At 71.1% G+C, this 19,971-nt stretch carries 16 protein-coding genes; 13 read left to right on the forward strand and 3 right to left on the reverse strand.

What is annotated here, in order from left to right; translation table 11 throughout:
- Positions 1-79 precede the first annotated feature (79 nt).
- The 9 genes from AC3RJ6_RS05145 to AC3RJ6_RS05185 all read left to right on the forward strand — a co-directional run bounded on the left by AC3RJ6_RS05145 (position 80) and on the right by AC3RJ6_RS05185 (position 10,450).
- Positions 80-1,294, forward strand: coding sequence for a PucR family transcriptional regulator (locus AC3RJ6_RS05145; protein WP_491425811.1), 1,215 nt, complete (start codon positions 80-82; stop codon positions 1,292-1,294).
- 278 nt (positions 1,295-1,572) lie between these two features.
- Positions 1,573-3,504, forward strand: coding sequence for a M64 family metallopeptidase (locus tag AC3RJ6_RS05150; protein WP_491425812.1), 1,932 nt, complete (start codon positions 1,573-1,575; stop codon positions 3,502-3,504).
- 342 nt (positions 3,505-3,846) lie between these two features.
- Complete coding sequence (rplJ, locus tag AC3RJ6_RS05155) at positions 3,847-4,335, forward strand: 50S ribosomal protein L10 (RefSeq protein WP_491425813.1); 489 nt, start codon at positions 3,847-3,849, stop codon at positions 4,333-4,335.
- Positions 4,336-4,383: 48 nt separating this feature from the next.
- Positions 4,384-4,767, forward strand: coding sequence for a 50S ribosomal protein L7/L12 (gene rplL / locus AC3RJ6_RS05160; RefSeq protein ID WP_491425814.1), 384 nt, complete (start codon positions 4,384-4,386; stop codon positions 4,765-4,767).
- 241 nt (positions 4,768-5,008) lie between these two features.
- Positions 5,009-5,479 carry a MarR family winged helix-turn-helix transcriptional regulator gene (locus tag AC3RJ6_RS05165; protein WP_491425816.1) on the forward strand — a complete coding sequence of 157 codons (471 nt, stop codon included), beginning with the start codon at positions 5,009-5,011 and terminating at the stop codon, positions 5,477-5,479.
- Positions 5,476-6,726 carry an MFS transporter gene (locus tag AC3RJ6_RS05170; RefSeq protein WP_491425817.1) on the forward strand — a complete coding sequence of 417 codons (1,251 nt, stop codon included), beginning with the start codon at positions 5,476-5,478 and terminating at the stop codon, positions 6,724-6,726. Before AC3RJ6_RS05165 ends, AC3RJ6_RS05170 begins: the two co-directional genes overlap by 4 nt.
- 310 nt (positions 6,727-7,036) lie before the next feature.
- Positions 7,037-8,383, forward strand: coding sequence for an ABC transporter substrate-binding protein (locus AC3RJ6_RS05175; RefSeq protein WP_491425818.1), 1,347 nt, complete (start codon positions 7,037-7,039; stop codon positions 8,381-8,383).
- 106 nt (positions 8,384-8,489) lie between these two features.
- Entirely contained in the window at positions 8,490-9,461 is a 972-nt protein-coding gene (locus tag AC3RJ6_RS05180; protein WP_491425819.1) for a carbohydrate ABC transporter permease, read from the forward strand.
- Complete coding sequence (locus tag AC3RJ6_RS05185) at positions 9,458-10,450, forward strand: carbohydrate ABC transporter permease (RefSeq protein ID WP_491425820.1); 993 nt, start codon at positions 9,458-9,460, stop codon at positions 10,448-10,450. The genes AC3RJ6_RS05180 and AC3RJ6_RS05185 overlap by 4 nt, the downstream gene beginning before the upstream one ends.
- Positions 10,451-10,512: 62 nt before the next feature.
- On the opposite strand, the gene AC3RJ6_RS05190 is transcribed toward AC3RJ6_RS05185, so the two are convergent.
- Complete coding sequence (locus tag AC3RJ6_RS05190; RefSeq protein ID WP_491425821.1) at positions 10,513-11,748, reverse strand: LPXTG cell wall anchor domain-containing protein; 1,236 nt, start codon at positions 11,746-11,748, stop codon at positions 10,513-10,515.
- A gap of 253 nt (positions 11,749-12,001) precedes the next feature.
- On the opposite strand from AC3RJ6_RS05190, the gene AC3RJ6_RS05195 reads away from it, so the two are divergent.
- Positions 12,002-13,942 (forward strand): ABC transporter ATP-binding protein, encoded by a 1,941-nt coding sequence (locus AC3RJ6_RS05195; RefSeq protein WP_491425822.1) that lies wholly within the window; start codon positions 12,002-12,004, stop codon positions 13,940-13,942.
- A gap of 69 nt (positions 13,943-14,011) precedes the next feature.
- Complete coding sequence (locus AC3RJ6_RS05200) at positions 14,012-15,565, forward strand: sugar porter family MFS transporter (protein ID WP_491425823.1); 1,554 nt, start codon at positions 14,012-14,014, stop codon at positions 15,563-15,565.
- Between the two features lie 6 nt (positions 15,566-15,571).
- Here the strand turns inward: AC3RJ6_RS05200 and AC3RJ6_RS05205 are convergent, their stop codons facing one another.
- Positions 15,572-16,321, reverse strand: coding sequence for a DUF305 domain-containing protein (locus AC3RJ6_RS05205; RefSeq protein ID WP_491425824.1), 750 nt, complete (start codon positions 16,319-16,321; stop codon positions 15,572-15,574).
- Positions 16,318-17,028 carry a thioredoxin-like domain-containing protein gene (locus AC3RJ6_RS05210; protein WP_491425825.1) on the reverse strand — a complete coding sequence of 237 codons (711 nt, stop codon included), beginning with the start codon at positions 17,026-17,028 and terminating at the stop codon, positions 16,318-16,320. Before AC3RJ6_RS05210 ends, AC3RJ6_RS05205 begins: the two co-directional genes overlap by 4 nt.
- Positions 17,029-17,289: 261 nt before the next feature.
- Here AC3RJ6_RS05210 and AC3RJ6_RS05215 point away from each other — a divergent pair, with 261 nt between their 5' ends.
- Both AC3RJ6_RS05215 and AC3RJ6_RS05220 read left to right on the forward strand, forming a co-directional pair.
- Positions 17,290-18,663: a cystathionine beta-synthase gene (locus AC3RJ6_RS05215; protein ID WP_491425826.1), complete on the forward strand. Its 1,374-nt coding sequence runs from the start codon at positions 17,290-17,292 to the stop codon at positions 18,661-18,663.
- A gap of 24 nt (positions 18,664-18,687) precedes the next feature.
- Positions 18,688-19,857 (forward strand): cystathionine gamma-synthase, encoded by a 1,170-nt coding sequence (locus AC3RJ6_RS05220; protein WP_491425827.1) that lies wholly within the window; start codon positions 18,688-18,690, stop codon positions 19,855-19,857.
- Positions 19,858-19,971: the final 114 nt, after the last annotated feature.

The following is a 19,971-nucleotide window of genomic DNA, read 5'->3' on the forward strand; positions in this document are numbered from 1 at the left end:
CGATCGGTATCGTGAGAACCGGTGCGACGCGTGCCGCCCGGCGCGGTTCCCTCCCGCGCGGCGCACGTCGGAGGCACCGGTGACCGTCAGTCAGCTCGTCAATCTCATCGCCCGCGAGCTCGGCCGCCCGGCACTCCTCGAGGACGGCCGCTACCGCGTCGTGGCATTCAGCCCGCAGTCCGAGGTCATCGACGAGGTGCGTCGGCGCTCCATCCTCGAGCACCACGCCGGACCGAGCGTGCACGCCTGGCTCGCCGGCCTGGGGGTGTACAGCTCCGACGAGGTCATGCACGTGCCGCGCAACCCCGGGCTCGGCATGATGCAGCGGCTCCACGTCCCCATCCGCACGCAGGACGGCGCCCGCGCGCATCTCTGGCTCATCGAGGAGCCCGAGGTGATGCCGCCCGAGGACGTCGAGCGGGCGCGCGAGTTCGCCGCGCGCCTCGCCGAGGAGTGGGCCAGGCTGCTCTCACTGCGCGACGACGAGACCGCCCGCAGGGCCGAGCGCACCCGGGCGCTCTTCCTCGGCGAGCCGCGGGACCGGCTGCTCGCCGCCGACGAGCTCGCCGCCTCGGGCGACGTCGACACCTCGAGCGGGTTCCGCACCCTCCTCCTGACCGCCCGCGCGCACGGCCCGCTCGGCCGGGAGGAGCTCGAGGGGGCGGAGCGACGCATCCGCCGCTCGCTCGCGAGCGCAGCCCCGCTCACCCTCGTGACCGCCGACGGCGTGCTCGTCGTGACCCCCGACGACGGCGGGCGCCTCCACCCGGCGACGGGCGTCGTCGCCGAGCGGATCAGGTCGGCGGCCGTCCGCCCCGAAGGCCCGCTCAGCGACCCGCTCGTGGCCATCGGCGGCACCGTCGCGCACCTCGTCGACTCGGTGCGGAGCCATCGAGAGGCCCTGCGTGCGCTCGCGATCGCCACGGCGTTCGGCCTCCCGGGGCCCGCGGTCGCCTGGGACGAGCTCGGCGTGTACCGCGGGCTGCAGTCGGCGTCGGCGCTGGGCCTGCGATCGGCCGACTTCTCGGCGGGGCTCGCCGGACTCCTCGACGAGCGCGACGGCGACGTGCTCCTCGAGACCATCGAGGCGTACTTCCGGCACGGCGGCCGGCTGCGCGAGGTCGCCGGGCGGCTCAACGTGCACCGGGCGACGGTCTACCACCGGCTCGCCCGCGTCGAACGCATCCTCGGCATCGACCTGCGCGACGGCCTCGAGCACCTCGGCCTGCACCTGGCCGTGCTCCTGCATCGGATCGAGGCCGCCGCGGTCGCCGAGACGCCCGCCTCGTCCTGACGCCCGCCTCGCGCTGACGCCCGCCTCGCGCTGACGCCCGCTTTGCGGTGCGACAACTGTCGCAGCGGGGCGCGACGTTGCTCGACACCTGGCGGATGACCCGGCGGTGCGCCAGTTCCTAGGCTGTGAGCCACCTGACACGGGCAAGAACGAAGAGAGCAGGCACCCGCCGTCACCGCGGCGGAGCAGCATTCGTCGCGCCACCCATGCGCCGATCCTCGCCCCCGCGATGCGGCCCCCGCCGTGCCGCGGGACCTCCAGACGAAGGGAACCATCGCATGAACGCCCAACCGCTCGCTCCGCCAGTCGCCCCGCGTGCCGCCGCGCGCGGCACGGCGCGCCGCCGCGCCGGAGCACTCGCGCTCGCCGCGGCGCTGACCACCGGCCTGACCGTCACGACGGCACAGTCGGCGACCGCCGACGAGCCCGCCGTCGGCAGCTCCACGCTCGTCCCTATCCAGGTGACCGGGGACCCCTCCGAGCGGTTCTCGCTCGTCATCCTCGGCGACGGCTACACGGCCGAGGAGCAGCCGCTCTTCCGCCAGCAGGTCGAGGAGCACCTCGAGACGATGTGGAGCATCGAGCCGTACAAGAGCTACCGCAACTACTTCAACGTCTACGCGGTCGAGATCATCTCGGGCGAGTCCGGCATCAGCTGCGACTCGTCGCTCGACTCGCCCCGACGCAACACCCCGCTCAAGATGTCGTTCTGGGGCGGCTGCAACCCGAACAGCGTGCAGCGACTGATCACGATGGACGGCGCCAAGGCCCGCGAGTACGCGAAGATCGCGCCGAAGGTCGACCAGGTGCTCGCCCTCGCCAACAGCGACACGTACGGTGGCGCGGGCGGCAGCTACGCGACCGCGAGCGGCGGCAACTCGCTCTCGGCGCTGATCTCGCCGCACGAGATCGGGCACTCGCTCGGCGGACTCGCCGACGAGTACGACTACTACACGCGCGGCGTCACCACGGGCGACTACACGGGCGGCGAGCCCCGCTCGAAGCACCACACGATCATGACCGCCGAGGAGATGGCCGCGCAGCAGGCCAAGTGGTGGCGCTGGCTCGGCGAGCCGAGCGAGGCCGGCGGGACGATCGGCGTCTACGAGGGCGGGCAGTACTACTCGACCGGCATCTTCCGCCCGAGCCGTCACTCGATGATGAAGACGCTCGGCTACCAGATGGACCAGGTCTCCCGCGAGATCATGACCGAGCGCATCTCGTCGAAGATCCCGCTCATCGCCGCCGCGCCCGACGAGGCGACCCCCGTCGCGGCCGACGAGGTGATCTCGATCGACGTCGCGCATCCCGTGTACCACGAGCTCGACGTCACCTGGGCGATCAACGGCGCGACGGTGCCGAACCCGCACAACACGACCCAGCTCGAACTCGCGAAGACGAAGGCGAAGCCGGGCGACACCGTCACGGTGAAGGTCGTCGACAACACGCCCTTCGTCCGCGACCCCGCGCTCCGCGACTCCGCGTCGATGACGCAGACCCGCACGTGGACGGTCGGCACCGGCCGCGCAGCGGCCGCCGACGTCGAGCCGGCCTTCACCGAGTCGACGCAGACCGAGCGCCCCGTCGGCGCCGACGACGTGCTCTACGTCGAGACCACGCACCGCCCCGACCGCGTGTTCGACGTGATCTGGACGGTCGACGGCGAGCGCCAGCCCAATCCGCACAACGCGCGCACCCTCGAGCTCGCGGACCTCGGCCTCTCGGCCGGCACGCACACGGTCACCGCGTCGGTCGGCGACTCGAAGCGGGCCGCCGCCGCGGCCGAGACCCGCACCTGGACGGTCGACTCGACCGGCCCGACGGTCGAGGCGGTCGTCGGCACGCCGGTCGAGACCTCGGTCGGCGCGAACGGCGAGCCGCACTACGTCGTCGACGGCTCGTTCTCGATGAAGCTCAGCGCGGCCGACGACCAGGCGGGTGCGCTCGTCGCCGAGTTCCGCCTCGACGGCGACGGCTGGCACAACTACTACGGCTGGCCGACCGACGCCGACGCGCCGTTCCTGTTCACGCCGACCGGCACGAACGTCGACGACCTCGTCTACGGCAACCTCGGCACGGGCGGCATGTCGCTCTCGCCGTTCCAGCCGCGTGAGCCGGGTTACGGCGAGCACCGCGTCGAGTACCGCGCGACCGATGCCGCGGGCAACATCGGCGAGGTCAAGGCGTTCACGGTCGACGTGCGACCCTGACCGCCGTCACCGTCGCAGCGCACCACGAGGCACCCGGGCCGCACGGCCCGGGTGCCTCACCCGTGCGAGCGCCGTCGCCCGCCGATTTGGCGGAGGCCGGGGCATCCGCTAATCTTGACGGAGCCGAAGACCGCTGGTTGTCGTGCGCGCTCGTGAGAACGGGCGAACGCGACCGAAGTCTTGCGAAAGCAAGGGCCCGCGCAGGTGTGACGAAGACCTCCCGAGTGATCGGGCCGAGCTCCGCGCAACTGCGCCGGAGCTTTTTTCTTTCTCCCCATTGCTTCCAGCGCTCCAGGCCGTGCATCGCCTCCGCGATGCGCGTTGAGTACACAAGGAGTGGCCATGGCGAACAAGGAAGCCTCGGTTGCCGAACTCACGAACCTGTTCGAGAGCTCGGCCGCCGTTCTGCTGACCGAATACCGCGGCCTGACGGTTGCGCAGCTCAAGGCGCTGCGCAACAGCATCCGTCAGGACGCGAACTACGCCGTGGTGAAGAACACGCTGACCAAGATCGCCGCGAACAACGCGGGGATCACGACGCTGGACGACACCCTCACCGGTCCGTCCGCCGTCGCCTTCGTGCATGGTGACTTCGTCGCCACCGCCAAGGCCGTGCGTGACTTCGCCAAGGCGAACCCGAACCTTGTGATCAAGGGCGGTGTCTTCGAGGGCAAGACCCTCGACGCCGACGAGGTCAACAAGTACGCCTCGCTCGAGAGCCGCGAGGTTCTGCTTGCGAAGGCTGCGGGCATGATGAAGGCGACGATGGGCAAGGCTGCCGCCACCATCGACGCGCTTCGCGAAAAGCTGGAGACCGCCGAGGCCGCGTAAGCGCCCGACGATCTCGTTCTGAAAACCCCATCTATTAGGAGATACATCATGGCGAAGCTCACCACCGAAGAGCTGCTCGAGCAGTTCGCTGGTCTCACGCTTGTCGAGCTCAGCGAGTTCGTGAAGGCGTTCGAGGAGAAGTTCGACGTCACCGCGGCCGCCCCGGTCGCCGTTGCCGGCGCTGCCGGTGGCGCGGGTGCCGCTGAGGCCGAGGAGGAGAAGGACTCGTTCGACGTCATCCTCGAGGCTGCCGGCGACAAGAAGATCCAGGTCATCAAGGTCGTCCGCGAGCTCACCTCGCTCGGCCTCGGCGAGGCCAAGGGCGTCGTCGACGGTGCTCCGAAGGCCGTGCTCGAGGGCGCGAACAAGGAGACCGCCGAGAAGGCCAAGGCCGCCCTCGAGGAGGCCGGCGCGACCGTCACCCTCAAGTGATCGCACGCGCTCACGCGAGCGCTGCCGCTTGAGGTGACCCGCGTCACCAAGCACACGGATGCCCCGTGCCGATTCGTTCGGCACGGGGCATCCGTCGTCTCCGGTCTCGGCTGCCCGCGCCGAGTCGCCAGAAGATGTCGTTCGAACCTGAACGAGCAGCACTTCTTGGCGAGTCGCGCGCCGACCCGGCAGGCCAGCTGGCCGAGTCGACAAATAGATAGCACGGCTATATAGTAAGGCTATGCAATCTTCCACCGACACGTCGAGCCTGACCGCGCTCATCGGCGATCTCGTCTCGGTGAACCATCGCCTCACCCGCCTCGCCGCCTCCGCCACGCACAACGCCGAGTCGCCCGCGGTCTGGCGCACCATCGCCGTGCTGCGCGACCTCGGCCCGATGCGCCTCGGCGAGCTCGCCCGCGTCAGCCGGGTCAGCCAGCCCACGATGACGAAACTCGTGCACTCGCTCGACGAGCGCGGCTGGGTCCGTCGCATCGTCGACGCGAACGACGCGCGCGCCTGGCTCATCTCGGCCGACCCGACGGGCCTCGCCGCGCTCGACGCCTGGCGCGAGCAGCTCGCCGGCGAGATGACCCCGTACTTCGACGACCTCACGAGCGACGAGCGCGACACGCTCGCCCGCGCGGTCGCCGTCATCCGTACCCGCATCGAGCGCGCGGACGACGCCGCGCGGAATGGAGCCACTGCGTGACCGCCCACGTCAGCCACGAGACATCCGCTTCGATCCTGAAGCAGCCGAAGGCCGTCTGGGCCGTCGCGTTCGCGTGCGTCATCGCGTTCATGGGCATCGGCCTCGTCGACCCGATCCTCCCGGCGATCGCCGAGAGCCTCAAGGCGACGCCGACCGAGACCGAGATGCTCTTCACGAGCTACCTGCTCATCACGGGGCTCGCGATGCTCGGCACGAGCTGGCTCTCGAGCCGGATCGGCGCGAAGAAGACGCTGCTCATCGGCCTCGGGCTCATCATCGTGTTCGCGGCGGCCGCGGGCCTCTCGCAGAACGTCGAGTCGGTGATCGGCTTCCGCGCCGGCTGGGGCCTCGGCAACGCGCTGTTCATCTCGACCGCGCTCGCGACGATCGTCGGCGCCGCGGCGGGCGGCACGGGGTCGGCGATCATCCTCTACGAGGCGGCGCTCGGGCTCGGCATCGCGATCGGGCCGCTGCTCGGGGGCCTGCTCGGCCACGTGAGCTGGCGCGGCCCGTTCTTCGGCACCGCCGCCCTCATGGCGGTCGGCTTCATCGCGATCGTCGCCTTCCTGAAGGACGACGCGGATGCCGCGTCGAGACCCGAGCCGACGAAGCTGTCGGCGCCCATCCGGGCGCTGCGCCAGCCCGCTCTCGCCGTGCTCGCGGCGGCGGCCCTGTTCTACAACATCGGCTTCTTCGTGCTGCTCGCGTACTCGCCGTTCCCGCTCGGGTTCGACGCGCTCGGCCTCGGCTTCACGTTCTTCGGCTGGGGCCTCGCGCTCGCGATCACGTCGGTCTTCGTCGCGCCGCTGCTCACGGCGAGGATGCCGCGCACCCGCGTGCTCTGGATCGCCCTGCCGCTGCTCTCGCTCGACCTCGTCGCAGCCGGGCTCCTCATCGAGGACTCGGCGGCGCTCGTCGTCTGCATCGTCGTCGGCGGACTCGTGCTCGGCGTGCTCAACACGGTGCTCACCGAGTGCGTCATGGAGGCGACCGACCTGCAGCGCTCGGTCGCATCGAGCGCGTACTCGGCGGTGCGCTTCCTCGGCGGCGCCGTCGCGCCGCCCGCTGCCGCCGAGCTCGCGCATCTCATCGCGCCCGACGCGCCGTACTACGCGGCCGCGATCTCGGTCGGCGTCGCCCTCGTGATCGTCGTCGCCGGGCATCGGGCCCTGCGCCGGGTCGACCGCGTCGAGGAGGAGCCCGCCGAGGTCGAGGCCGAGGCCATCACGGTCGGCGACGCCGCCTAGCGCACGCGCCCACCGCACGCCGAGCCTGCGCTCGGCGCCCCCGCCGCGGGGCGCCGAGCGCAGGCTCGGCGTGCGCGTCGCGACGGCGGTGCCGACGGCTCGCAGGCCGTCGACGGATGCCGCGGCGCCGGCCACGGGGCATCCGCGATCGCCGCCCAGGGGAGCGCTCTCTCCCAGCGATCGCAAGCGACTCGATCGGTGCCGTATCGTGACCGCCCACCCCCTTGTGGGGGCCGACCGCGCTGCCATAGCGTGGGGAGCGGGGCCGGTTCCCGGCTCCGCCCTGCACCACACTCGACGAGGAGGAGACATGGGATTCACACGGCATCGCCGTTGGATGGCGCCCGTTGTGGCAGCCGCGGCGGTCGGCCTCACGCTCACGGCCTGCACCGGCGACATGGCGAACAACGACGCCGCGACCGCCGACTGCGGACCGTACGAGTCGTACGGCAGCTTCGACGGCGCCGAGGTCAACATCTACGGCACGATCCTCGACGCCGAGGCCGACCTGCTGAACCAGTCGTGGGTCGACTTCGAGAACTGCACCGGCATCGACATCGTCTACGAGGGCTCCGACCAGTACGAGGAGCAGCTCAACGTGCGCATCGAGGGCGGCAACCCGCCCGACCTCGGCATCACACCGCAGCCCGGCCTCATCGCGCGGCTCGCCCAGCAGGGCGACCTGCTGCCCGCGCCGAAGGAGGTGGCCGACAACGTCGCCGAGTACTGGTCCGAAGACTGGGCGGCGTACGGCACGGTCGACGACACCCTCTACGGGGCGCCCCTCATGGCGAACATCAAGGGCTGGGTCTGGTACTCGCCGGCGATGTTCGAGGAGAACGGCTGGGAGGTGCCGACGACGCTCGACGAGCTCGCGACGCTGACCGACCAGATCCGCGAGTCGGGCGCGGTCGACAAGCCCTGGTGCGTCGGCTTCGCGTCGGGCGTCGCGACGGGCTGGCCCGGCACCGACTGGGTGGAGGACTTCGTGCTCCGCCAGCAGGGCGCCGACGTGTACGACCAGTGGGTCGCGCACGACATCCCGTTCAACGACCCGAAGATCGCCGACGCGTTCGACTCGGTCGGCGACTACATCCGCAACGACGACAACGTCAACGGCGGACTCGGCGACGTGCGCTCGATCGCGACGACCGACTTCGGCGACGCGGGCCTGCCGATCCTCGACGGCGCGTGCGCCCTGCACCACCAGGCCTCGTTCTACGAGGGCTTCTGGCCCGAGGGCACGACGGTCGCCGAAGACGGCGACGTGTGGGCCTTCATGCTGCCGGGCACCGAGGCCGGGGCCAACGCGGTCACGGGCGGCGGCGAGATCGTCGCGGCGTTCTCCGACAGCGACGAGGTCGTCGCCACGCAGACGTACCTGTCGAGCCCCGAGTGGGCGAACTCGCGCGTCAGCCTGGGCGGCGTCATCAGCGCCAACACCGGTCTCGACCCCGAGAACGCCGGCAGCGAGCTGCTGAAGGAGTCGGTGGCCCTCCTGCAGGACCCGAACACGACGTTCCGCTTCGACGGCTCCGACGTGATGCCCGCCGCGGTGGGCTCGGGTTCGTTCTGGACCGGCATGGTCGACTGGATCGGCGGCAAGAGCACGACCGACACGCTCGACTTCATCGAGGCGAGCTGGCCCCAGGAGTGACGGATGCCCGGGGTCGCGCTCCCCGCGCGACCCCGGGGTTCCTCCCACCACCGCCGGCGCGACGCGCCGGCCCGTCTGATTCCGCCCGCGATCGGAGGCCCTCGACGTGACCACCGCCGACCTGATCGGCAAGATCTTCCAGATCCTGCTCGGGCTCGCGATCTTCGCGGCCGTGATCGGGCTGATCCTGTTCCTCATCGACCGCGCCCCCAAGCGCGGTCGTGAGTGGTACCAGCTCGTGCTGTTCCTCGCCCCCGCATGCCTCCTGCTCGGGGTCGGCCTGCTCTACCCGGCGGTGCGCACCGCCTTCACGTCGTTCACCAACCGCGCGGGCGAGTTCATCGGCATCGACAACTACGTGTGGATGTTCACGCAGCCCGAGGCGCTGCTGACGCTCGGCAACACGATCCTCTGGGTGGTGCTCGTGCCGACGATCTCGACCGGCATCGGCCTCGCCTACGCGGTCTTCATCGACCGGTCGCGCGGCGAGCGCATCTACAAGTCGCTCGTCTTCATGCCGGTCGCGATCTCGTTCGTCGGCGCCGGCATCATCTGGAAGTTCATCTACGAGTACCGTCCGGCGTCGCGTCCGCAGATCGGCCTCCTCAACCAGATCGTCGTGTGGTTCGGCGGCGAACCCGTGCTGTGGCTGCAGGAGCCGTTCGTGAACACGCTGCTGCTCATCGTCGTCATGATCTGGGTGCAGGTCGGATTCGCCGTCGTCGTGCTGTCCGCGTCGATCAAGGGCATCCCGTCCGAGCAGCTCGAGGCGGCCGAGCTCGACGGGGCGAGCGATTGGCAGCGGTTCCGCAGCGTGACCCTCCCGGGCATCCGGGGCGGCCTCGTCGTGGTCGTCACGACCATCACGATCGCGACGCTCAAGGTGTTCGACATCGTGCGCGTCATGACCGGCGGCAATTTCAACACGAGTGTCATCGCCAACGAGATGTACACGCAGGCGTTCCGCGCGGCCGAGTCGGGGCGCGGCGCGGCGCTCGCGCTCGTGCTGTTCCTGCTCGTCGTGCCGATCGTCGTCTACAACATCCGCGTGCTCCGCAAGCAGAGGGAGATCCGATGACCCAGGCGACCGGATCGACCGACAAGCAGATCGCGAAGGAGCTCGACGCCGCCGCGCGGCGCGGCTACAACCTCGACGGCACCAAGGCGACGCGCGTCAAGCGTCGGCTGACGTCGCGCACCGCCACCGTCTTCGCGCTGCTCATCGCCGTGCTCTGGACGCTGCCGACGTTCGGGCTGCTGGTCTCGTCGTTCCGCCCGGCCGAGCTCATCAACACGACGGGCTGGTGGACGGTCTTCGAGAACTGGGGCTGGACGCTCGACAACTACAGCGAGGTGCTGCTGTCGTCGTCGTCGACGGCACCGCAGCTCGGGTCGTACTTCGTGAACTCGCTCGCGATCACGATCCCGGTGGTGGTCTTCGCGACCGTGCTCGCCGCGATGGCCGCGTACGCGCTCGCGTGGATCCGGTTCCCGTTCGTCGACTGGGTGTTCATCGGCATCTTCGCGCTGCAGATCGTGCCGCTCCAGATGGCGCTCATCCCGCTCCTGCAGATCTTCACCACCACCCTGAAGCCGGCGCAGGAATGGCTGCACGACCTCGTGCCCGTCATCCCTGACGAGACCTACGTGCAGGTGTGGATCGCCCACGTGATCTTCGGCCTGCCGCTCGCGATCTTCCTGCTGCACAACTTCATCTCCGAGATCCCGCGCGAGCTCATGGAGGCGGCGCGCGTCGACGGAGCGACGCACGGACAGATCTTCATGCGCATCGTCGTGCCGCTCTCCGTGCCGATCCTCGCGTCGTTCGCGATCTTCGAGTTCCTCTGGGTCTGGAACGACCTGCTCGTGGCCCTCGTGTTCTCGGGCGGCACCGCCGACGTCGCGCCGCTCACGCAGCGACTGGCAGAGCTCGCCGGATCGCGTGGTCAGACCTGGCAGCGGCTCACCGCTGCCGCGTTCGTGTCGCTCGTGATCCCGCTCATCGTGTTCTTCAGCCTGCAGCGCTACTTCGTGCGCGGCCTGCTCGCCGGCTCCTCGAAGGGCTGACCCGGCGCGGATGCCTCGGGCGGGGCATCCGCATCGGCGCCGGCTCCCGGGGCTGCAGCTCGTCAGGCGCGGCGGCGGCGCAGCGCGACCAGCGTCGTGAGCGCGCCCAGGCCGAGGAGCATCGCGGCCGCGAGCAGCCGGCTGCCCGCATCCGCACCGGTCTCCGCGAGCTGCGGGCCCGCCGTGTCGTCGACGGCGGGCGGCGTCGGTGTGGGTGTGGGTGTGGGTGTCGGTGTCACGATCACGGCCGGGCACGCCGAGAGGTTCATACCAGTGCTCGCCGAGAGGGCGACCGACCCGAGCGGCACGAAGTTCCCGCCACCGATCCACGGGGGCTCCTCCCAGGGCGGGGCCTCCCAGACGCCGTCGACGCGGACGACGACGTCGAGTCCGGCCGGCAGGGCGCCGAGGTCGACGGTCGCCGCCCCCGATGCGTCGCCGGTGACCGGCACGGGGGTCGCCAGCGCGTCGCCGTCGGGCGCCGAGGCGGCGTACGCCCCGACGGTGTACTCGACCCCGTCCACGAGGCCCGACAGCGTGGCCGTCGCACCGGCCGTGCCGCCCGCGACGGTGCACTGCTGCACCGCGACCTCGATCGCCGGCTGACATGGCTCGACGGCGAAGGCGACCCAGTCGTACATCGGCACCTGCGTGATGTCCTCGGGGCTCCATTGCACGTACACGGTGGAGTTGCCGGGCGGCATGCCCGTGATCTCGCGTGCTTCCGTCTCCGACTCCGCCTCGAACGGTCCTCCGAATGAGAACGCGGGGCCGGCGACGTCGAAGAGGTACGACTCACCGGGCACGAGCCCGGTGAACGTGACGAGCGTCGAGCCGTCGCTCCCGAGGCTGCAGCCGAGCGGCGCCGTCGTGACCCCGATGTCGGGGCACGTCTCGACCGTCGCTGGGATCGTCGCGCCGAATGGGCCGTCGCCGCGGTTGTCCGGCCGGCTGACGTCGACGACGTAGTCGCCCGGCGGCAACGTGAACGACACCGAGATCGTGTCGTTGTCCCCGATGCGCGTCACCTCGTCCACCTGGACGCCGCCGCTCGAGACGACGATGATGTACGCCGCTTCCGGATACGTCGCGGAGATCTCCACCGTCAGCGGGGTCGGGGCGTGGCCGGCGCACTGGCCGCCGGTGACCTGCGCTTCCTCGAACGCTCGCTTCATCGGCACGAACGCCTCCGCCGACGCGGCGGAGAGCGCGAGGCCGCCGGCCACCAGGGCGGCGACGGCGGAGAGCGAGACGATCGCGCGCAGGCGCGAGGCCCACCGACCGGGTTTCGGGTCCATCTCGGGCACTTCCTCGGACTCGGGATCGTCCGGCACCGCCACGTTCCCAGGCGGGGAACGGCGGGCGTCGGGTCGGGATGCGCGGGTTCGACCGGAGTTGCGGCTCACGGTATACCTGCTCGTCAGCCGGCGGCTCGCCCCAATTCGGGTGGCGGCTTCCGGCGCTGCGCCCGGCCTCCGACCGCCTGCGTCGAGCACTGCGCCCGCGGCGAACGTCCGCGGTCGCATCGCCGGCCCGCCGTAGGGTGAACCCATGAGCATGCATGGCGGGGGAGGGCCGGCGCCGCAGGTCGGTCGCTACGGCAAGGCGCGCACGCGCATCGCCTCGGCCGACGAAGCGGCCCAGCGGGCCGAGAACGCCGACGCTCCGAAGATCCCGCACCTCCTGCGCCGCATCTCCGAGCTCTTCGCCCCGCACAAGGCCGCCCTCGCGACCACGGTCGTGCTCGTGCTGGTCGGCGCAGCACTCAGCGTCATCCCGCCGCTGCTCACGCAGCGTGCGTTCGACGACGGCCTGTTCCCGACCGGCGCCGGCGGCGAGGCATCCCCGCCGAACCTGCCCGTGCTGACGACGCTCGTGCTCGCCATGATCGCGGTCTTCGTCGTGTCGGCACTGCTCGGCGTCTGGCAGACCTGGCTCACGGCGACGATCGGCAACAAGGTCATGGGGGCGCTGCGGGTGCGGCTGTTCAGCCACCTGCAGGCGATGGAGCTGAGCTTCTTCACGCGCACGAAGACCGGCATCATCCAGTCGCGGCTCCAGAACGACGTCGGCGGCGTCGCCGGCGTGCTCACGAACACGGTGTCGAGCGTGCTCGGCAACACGGTCACCGTCATCTCGGCCTTCGTCGCGATGCTGCTGCTCAACTGGCAGCTCACGGTCGTCGCGCTCGTGCTCATGCCGTTCATGGTCGTCGCGCAGCGCCGGGTCGGGCAGGTTCGGGCCCGCCTCGCCGGCAGGACGCAGGAGTCGCTGTCGGAGATGACGGCGATCACGCAGGAGACGCTGAGCGTCTCGGGCATCCTGCTGTCGAAGAGCTTCAGCCGGCAGCAGAGCGAGATCGAGCGGTACTCCGACGAGAACCGCAACCAGATCGGCCTGCAGGTCAAGCAGCAGATGACCGGCCAGTGGTTCTTCGCGATGGTCAACATCTTCATGTCGTCGATCCCGGCGATCGTCTACCTCGTCTCGGGGTGGCTCATCGCGGGCGGCAACGCCGACGTCACCGCGGGCACGATCGTCGCGTTCACGACGGTGCAGGCTCGGCTGCTGTTCCCGCTCATGGGGCTCATGCGGGTCGCGCTCGACCTGCAGACCTCGAGCGCCCTGTTCGCCCGCATCTTCGAATACCTCGACCTGCGCCCGGCGATCACCGACGTGCCCGACGCCCGCGAGGTGCCGACCGACGGCGCGCTCGGACGGGTCGAGTTCGACGACGTCTCGTTCCATTACCCCGACGCGGTGCGCACCGAGGGCGACGAGCCGCGACCGACCCTCGACGGGGTGAGCTTCGCGATCGAGCCGGGCCAGTTCGCCGCGTTCGTCGGGCCGAGCGGGGCGGGCAAGACGACGGTGTCGTACCTCGTGCCGCGCCTCTACGAGGCGACGTCGGGCGCGGTGCGCTTCGCGGGCGTCGACGTGCGCGACCTGCAGCGCGACTCGCTCATGTCGCACATCGGCATCGTCAGCCAGGAGACCTACCTCTTCCACGCCTCCATCGCCGACAACCTGCGGTACGCGAAGCCCGATGCCTCCGACGCCGAGCTCGAGGCCGCGGCCAGGGCCGCGAACATCCACGAGACGATCGCCTCGTTCCCCGACGGCTACGACACCGTCGTCGGCGAGCGGGGCTACCGCCTCTCCGGCGGCGAGAAGCAGCGCATCGCGATCGCGCGGGTGCTGCTGAAGGACCCGGCGGTGCTCGTGCTCGACGAGGCCACGAGCGCGCTCGACACCATCTCCGAGCGCGTCGTGCAGCAGGCGCTCGACGACGCCGCCCGCGGCCGCACGACGATCGCGATCGCGCACCGCCTCTCGACGGTCGTCGCGGCCGACGTCATCTTCGTCGTCGTCGCGGGCCGGGTGGTCGAACGCGGCACGCACGCCGAGCTCGTCGCGACCGGCGGCGTCTACGCCTCGCTCTACCGCCAGCAGGAGGAGCGGCCGGTGCACGCCGCCGAGGTCGTCGAGTAACGCCGCACGCCTCTCGACCGCCGGTCGCCGTGCGCAGTAGCGTGGTCGCACGACGCCGAGGGGGAGATCATGGACGATCGGGCGGAGCAGGATTCGGGGACGAGTGCGCGTCGGCCGGCCGAAGCCGGGGGCACGGGCGCGGATGCCGCGGCGGCGGCGTCGACGGGGGCCTCGACCCCGACCGCCGCGAACGCGAAGGCGCTCAATCGCCGGGTGATCGCGCTCGCCGCATCGGGCGCGGTCGGCGGGTTCCTGTTCGGGTTCGACTCGTCGGTCGTCAACGGCGCCGTCGACGCGATCGAGCAGCAGTTCGGGCTCTCGGCGGCCGCGACCGGCTTCGCGATCGCGAGCGCCCTGCTCGGCTGCGCGCTCGGCTCGGAGCTCGCCGGGCGCCTGGCCGACCGGTTTGGCCGCATCCCCGTGATGCTGCTCGGCGCGGCGCTCTTCTTCGTCTCGTCGATCGGGTCGGGCTTCGCGTTCTCGGGCTGGGACCTCACGATCTGGCGCATCATCGGCGGCGTCGGCATCGGCATCGCGTCGGTCGTGGCGCCTGCATACATCGCCGAGATCTCGCCCCGCAAGGTGCGCGGCCGGCTGGCGTCGCTGCAGCAGCTCGCGATCGTGTTCGGCATCTTCGCCGCGCTGCTCTCGGACGCGCTCTTCGCGACTGCGGCCGGCGGAGCGAGCGAGCCGTTCTGGTTCGGGCTCGAGGCGTGGCGGTGGATGTTCCTCGCCTGCATCGTGCCGTCGGTCGTCTACGGGCTGCTCGCGCTGCGCCTGCCCGAGTCGCCCCGGTTCCTCGTGAAGCAGGGCAAGGAGGACGTCGCCCGCGGAGTGCTCGCGCAGATCCAGCCGGCCGACGAGATCGACCGCTCGGTGCGGGAGATCCACGACTCGATCGCGAACGACAAGCTCTCGAGCCGCAAGGGCGCACTGCGCGGCCCCGTGCTCGGGCTGCGGCCGATCGTCTGGATCGGCATCCTGCTGTCGGTGTTCCAGCAGTTCGTGGGCATCAACGTGATCTTCTACTACTCGACGACGCTGTGGAGCGCCGTCGGCTTCGACGAGTCGAACTCGCTGCTGATCAGCGTGCTCACGTCGGTCACGAACATCGCCGTGACCTTCGTGGCCATCGCGCTCGTCGACCGCGTCGGGCGCCGGCCGCTGCTGCTCGTCGGCTCGGTCGGCATGACGGTCGCGCTCGCGGTCATGGCGGTGTCGTTCGGCAACGCCGTCACGGTCGACGGCGAGCTGTCGCTGCCGGGCGGGTGGGGGCCGACCGCGCTCGTCGCGGCGAATGTGTTCGTCGTCGCGTTCGGGTTCTCGTGGGGGCCGCTCGTCTGGGTGCTGCTCGGCGAGATCTTCCCGAACAGCATCCGGGCGCGCGCCCTCGGGCTTGCAGCGGCGGCGCAGTGGATCGCGAACTTCCTCGTGACGGTCACGTTCCCCGTGCTGAGCGACTACTCGCTCGTGTTCACGTACGGCATGTACGCGACGTTCGCGGCGCTCTCGTTCTTCTTCGTGCTCGCGAAGGTGCCCGAGACCAACGGCATGTCGCTCGAGCAGTCCGAGACGCTGTTCCCGCCGAAGGGCTCGGCGAAGCGGCGCGCGTCGGCGGGCTGAGCCGGGTCAGCTGCGCTCGGCGAGCAGCTGCTCCATGAGCTCGATCTCGCTCCACTGGCTCGCGACGATCGAGCGGGCGAGCGCGGTGACGACCTCGTTCGACGACCGCTCGAGCAGCGCCTCCGACATCTCGACCGCCCCCCGGTGGTGCGCGATCATGAGCTCGAGGAACCGCCGCTCGGCGTCGACCCCGTGCAACGTACGGAGTTCGGCGACCTGCTCGGCGGTCGCGAGGCCCGGCATCGGCGCGCCCGGCTCGTGGGCGCCGCCGGCGTGCTCGTCGTGCCCGCCGCCCGGCGCGGGGCGCGTCATCCACGTCATCGACGGCTCGCCGCCCGCCTGCGGCAGGCCCCACGCGCTGAGCCAGCCGTACATCTGGCCCGCCTGCTGCGACTGGGTCGTCGCCATGTCGTACGCGAGCAGGCGGATCTCGTCGTCGTCGGTCGCGTCGCGCACGATGAGCGCGAGCTCGACGCCCTGCTGGTGGTGCACCTGCATGTCGCGCGCGAACCCCGCCTCGGCGCTCGTGTTCGAGGGGGTGGGGTCGGCGAGCGTCGAGAGCCGCCCGATCGAGAACGCCGCGATCGCCACGACGACGAGGGCGACGGATGCCGCGACCACCGCCGCGACCCGGCCGCCGCGCCGCGCGTCGCCGGCGTCGTCGCGAGCGTCGAGTGAGATCTGGTCGTCAACGGCCCCGACGCCCGCGCCGGCCGCCGTGCGCGCGTCGACGGCGGGGTCGGCCGGCCCGGTCACGACAGCTTGCCGGGCGCGTCGTACGCGCCCGAGCAGGGGGCCCCGGGCTCGGGGGCGTTCGGGCTCTGCCAGTACTGCTCGATGAACTTCGCGATGCGCGGGTCGGAGGCGTCGTCGACCTGCAGCTGCGCGTTCCACGCGCTCAGCACGATGGGGGAGGGCAGGCCCTCGTACGGCGACAGCACGACGTAGGTCGTCGGCAGCTCGGCGGTGAGCGCCCCGAGCTCGTCGGCCGGCAACTCCGGGTCGACGGTCACCCAGACGGCGCCGTGCTCGAGCGAGTGCACGGCGTTCTCGTTCGGCACGGGCTGGCCGTACACACCGCAGTTGAGCCAGACCTGGTTGTGCTCGCCGCCCACCGGCGGGGTCTCGGCGTAGTCGACGGCTCCCTCGACGTGCGCGCCGCCCTGGTACGAGAAGGTCTCGACCCCTTCGATCGCGCTCGTCGCGCCACCCGATCCGTCGGTCGCGGCATCCGAGCTCGCGGCCTTCGGGGCGAGCACGATCGCGGTGACGAGGAGGCCCACGGCGGCCACGCCGCCGACGACCCCGGCCCACGTGAGGATGCGGCGGTTGCGCTTCGAGCGCGCCTCGCGCCGCTTGAACTCCTCGAGCTGCCGCTGGCGCTCGGCGGCGCGCTGCTGCTTCGTGGTCTGCTGCTTGGCCTGCTGCTTCGCCTTCGGGGGAACGGGCGGGGTCGCGCTCACGCGGGGGCCTCTCTCGGTGGGTCGTCGGGGTCGATCCGGCGCCGCCACGGGCACCATCACCTATACGAATGCATGCGGCTGTGAGAACGCCGCATCGACGCGCGCACCGGCGCCACTTCCTGAACCTCGAGCGGCCCGGCTAGAGTTGACGACGTGCTCCTCTCGCTGTGTTGTCGCTGACGTCTTCCACCGACCCCGCACGCACGCCCGATCGTTCGCCGCACCCCGGCTGAGCCGTGGCCGACTCGCAAGGACACCGCAATGAAGTACGCAGAATCGATCGTCGACCTCGTCGGCGACACCCCGCTCGTGAAGCTCAACCGGGTCACCGAGGGGGTGACCGAGGCCACCGTGCTCGTGAAGCTCGAGTACTTCAATCCGGGCGGCTCGTCGAAGGACCGCATCGCCGGCCGTATCATCGACGCGGCCGAGCGCGACGGCCTGCTGAAGCCCGGCGGCACGATCGTCGAGCCGACGAGCGGCAACACGGGCGTGGGGCTCGCGCTCGTCGCGCAGCAGCGCGGGTACCGCTGCGTCTTCGTCTGCCCCGACAAGGTCGGGGAGGACAAGCGCAACGTGCTCACCGCGTACGGCGCCGAGGTCGTCGTCACCCCGACGGCGGTCGCGCCCGACAGCCCCGAGTCGTACTACGGCGTCTCCGACCGGCTCGCCCGCGAGATCCCGGGTGCGTTCAAGCCCAACCAGTACGCGAACCCGAACGGTCCGCGGTCGCACTACGAGACGACCGGTCCCGAGATCTGGCGCGACACCGACGGCCGCGTGACGCACTTCGTCGCGGGCGTCGGCACGGGCGGCACGATCACGGGCACCGGTCGCTACCTGCGGGAGGTCTCCGACGACCGCGTGCGCATCATCGGCGCCGATCCCGAGGGTTCGGTCTACTCGGGCGGCACCGGCCGACCGTACTTCGTCGAGGGCGTGGGCGAGGACTTCTGGCCCGACGCCTACGACCCCGAGGTGCCGCACGAGATCATCGCCGTGAGCGACGCCGACTCGTTCGCGATGACCAGGCGCCTCGCCCGCGAAGAGGGCATCCTCGTCGGCGGGTCGAGCGGCATGGCGGTCGTCGCGGCACTGCGCGCGGCATCCGCGCCCGGGGTGACCGCCGACGACGTGTTCGTCGTGCTGCTGCCCGACGGCGGCCGCGGCTACCTCGGCAAGATCTTCAACGACAAGTGGATGCGCGCGTACGGCTTCGGCAACGCCCCCACGGGGCACACCGTCGCCGACCTGCTCGCCGCGAAGGCCGACCGCACGGCCCCGCTCGTCTACGTGCACCCGAACGACACGGTGCGCGAGGCGATCGACCGCATGACCGAGACGGGCGTCTCGCAGGTCGTCGTCGTCGGGCACGAGCCCCCCGTCGTGCTCGGCGAGGTGCTCGGCGCCCTGCATGAGGAGGAACTGCTCGAGCAGGTCTTCACGGGCGTGGTGAAGCTCACCGACGAGGTGGGCGGGGCCGTCGGCGAGCCGCTGCCGCTCATCGGCGTGCAGGAGCCCGTCGCGGCCGCCCGCAGCGCGTTCACCGACGCACCCGCGATGCTCGTCACCGACGGTGGCAAGGCGCTCGGCGTCATCACGCGCACCGACCTGCTCACCTACCTCTCCCACTGATCTCCTCACGTTAGGCACCACCCCATGAACACCGACCACGCCCGCTTCGACACCCGCGCCATCCACGCCGGCCAGGCGTTCGACCCGACGACCGGGGCCGTGATCCCGCCGATCTACCAGACCTCGACCTACGTGCAAGACGGAATCGGCGGGCTGCGCGGCGGCTACGAGTACTCGCGCGGCGGCAACCCGACGCGCGACGCGCTCGAGGCGCAGCTCGCGGCACTCGAGGGCGGCGCGCACGGCCTGTCGTTCGCGTCGGGCCTCGCCGCGGAGGACGCGCTGCTGCGCACCGTGCTCGCGCCCGGCGACCACGTCATCATCGGCAACGACGTCTACGGCGGCACGCACCGGCTCATCCGCCGGGTCTTCGGCGCATGGGACGTGCGCGACTCGACGGTCGACACGAGCGACGTCGACGCCGTGCGCGCAGCGATCGAGCCCGCGACGAAGGTGCTCTGGATCGAGACGCCCTCGAACCCGCTCATGAAGATCTCGGATGTCGCGGCCCTCGCCGAGCTCGGCCACGAGGCGGGGCTGCTCGTCGTCGTCGACAACACCTTCGCGAGCCCCGCGCTGCAGCAGCCGCTCGCGCTCGGCGCCGACGTCGTCGTGCACTCGACCACCAAGTACCTCGGCGGGCACTCCGACGTCGTGGGCGGTGCGCTCGTGTTCGCGGGCGGAGACGACGCGCGCGAGGAGCGCTTCGAGCGGGTGAAGTTCACCCAGTTCGCGGCGGGCGGCGTCTCGGGGCCGTTCGACGCGTTCCTCACCTCGCGGGGCATCAAGACCTTGGGGGTCCGGATGCAGCGGCACAGCCAGAACGCGCTCGCGATCGCCCGCCGCCTCGAGGAGCACGACGCGATCGAGCACGTCTACTATCCGGGTCTCGAGTCGCACCCGGGCCACGAGCTGGCTGCGCGCCAGATGTCGGGGTTCGGCGGCATGCTCTCGATCTCGCTCGCCGGCGGCGGTGCGGCGGCCCGACGCTTCGCGGAGTCGACGACGCTGTTCCAGCTCGCGGAGTCGCTCGGCGGCGTCGAGTCGCTCGTGAACTACCCCTCGGAGATGACCCACGCGTCGGTGCGCGGCACCGAGGCCGAGGTGCCCGAGTCGGTCGTGCGGCTCTCGGTCGGCATCGAGGACGTCGACGACCTGCTCGCCGACATCGACCAGACGCTCGCCCGGTTGTAGCCCGGTTCCGCTGGTCGAGGAGCGCCTGCTCCTTCGTCGCGCGCCCCTCGACCAGCGGGTGAGTGGGACAATTGAGTTGACGTCCGGCACGTCACCGGCGCCCGGGAGATGAGT

This window comes from Agromyces cucurbitae, assembly GCF_058349945.1.

Bases quoted from the DNA above. Each gene is read 5' to 3' on its own strand.
- AC3RJ6_RS05165 (WP_491425816.1), top strand. From the start codon at position 5,009: ATGCAATCTTCCACCGACACGTCGAGCCTGACCGCGCTCATCGGCGAT.
- rplJ (WP_491425813.1), top strand. From the start codon at position 3,847: ATGGCGAACAAGGAAGCCTCGGTTGCCGAACTCACGAACCTGTTCGAG.
- AC3RJ6_RS05190 (WP_491425821.1), bottom strand. From the start codon at position 11,748: ATGGACCCGAAACCCGGTCGGTGGGCCTCGCGCCTGCGCGCGATCGTC.
- AC3RJ6_RS05175 (WP_491425818.1), top strand. From the start codon at position 7,037: ATGGGATTCACACGGCATCGCCGTTGGATGGCGCCCGTTGTGGCAGCC.
- AC3RJ6_RS05220 (WP_491425827.1), top strand. From the start codon at position 18,688: ATGAACACCGACCACGCCCGCTTCGACACCCGCGCCATCCACGCCGGC.
- AC3RJ6_RS05215 (WP_491425826.1), top strand. From the start codon at position 17,290: ATGAAGTACGCAGAATCGATCGTCGACCTCGTCGGCGACACCCCGCTC.
- AC3RJ6_RS05200 (WP_491425823.1), top strand. From the start codon at position 14,012: ATGGACGATCGGGCGGAGCAGGATTCGGGGACGAGTGCGCGTCGGCCG.
- AC3RJ6_RS05185 (WP_491425820.1), top strand. From the start codon at position 9,458: ATGACCCAGGCGACCGGATCGACCGACAAGCAGATCGCGAAGGAGCTC.
- rplL (WP_491425814.1), top strand. From the start codon at position 4,384: ATGGCGAAGCTCACCACCGAAGAGCTGCTCGAGCAGTTCGCTGGTCTC.
- AC3RJ6_RS05195 (WP_491425822.1), top strand. From the start codon at position 12,002: ATGAGCATGCATGGCGGGGGAGGGCCGGCGCCGCAGGTCGGTCGCTAC.
- AC3RJ6_RS05150 (WP_491425812.1), top strand. From the start codon at position 1,573: ATGAACGCCCAACCGCTCGCTCCGCCAGTCGCCCCGCGTGCCGCCGCG.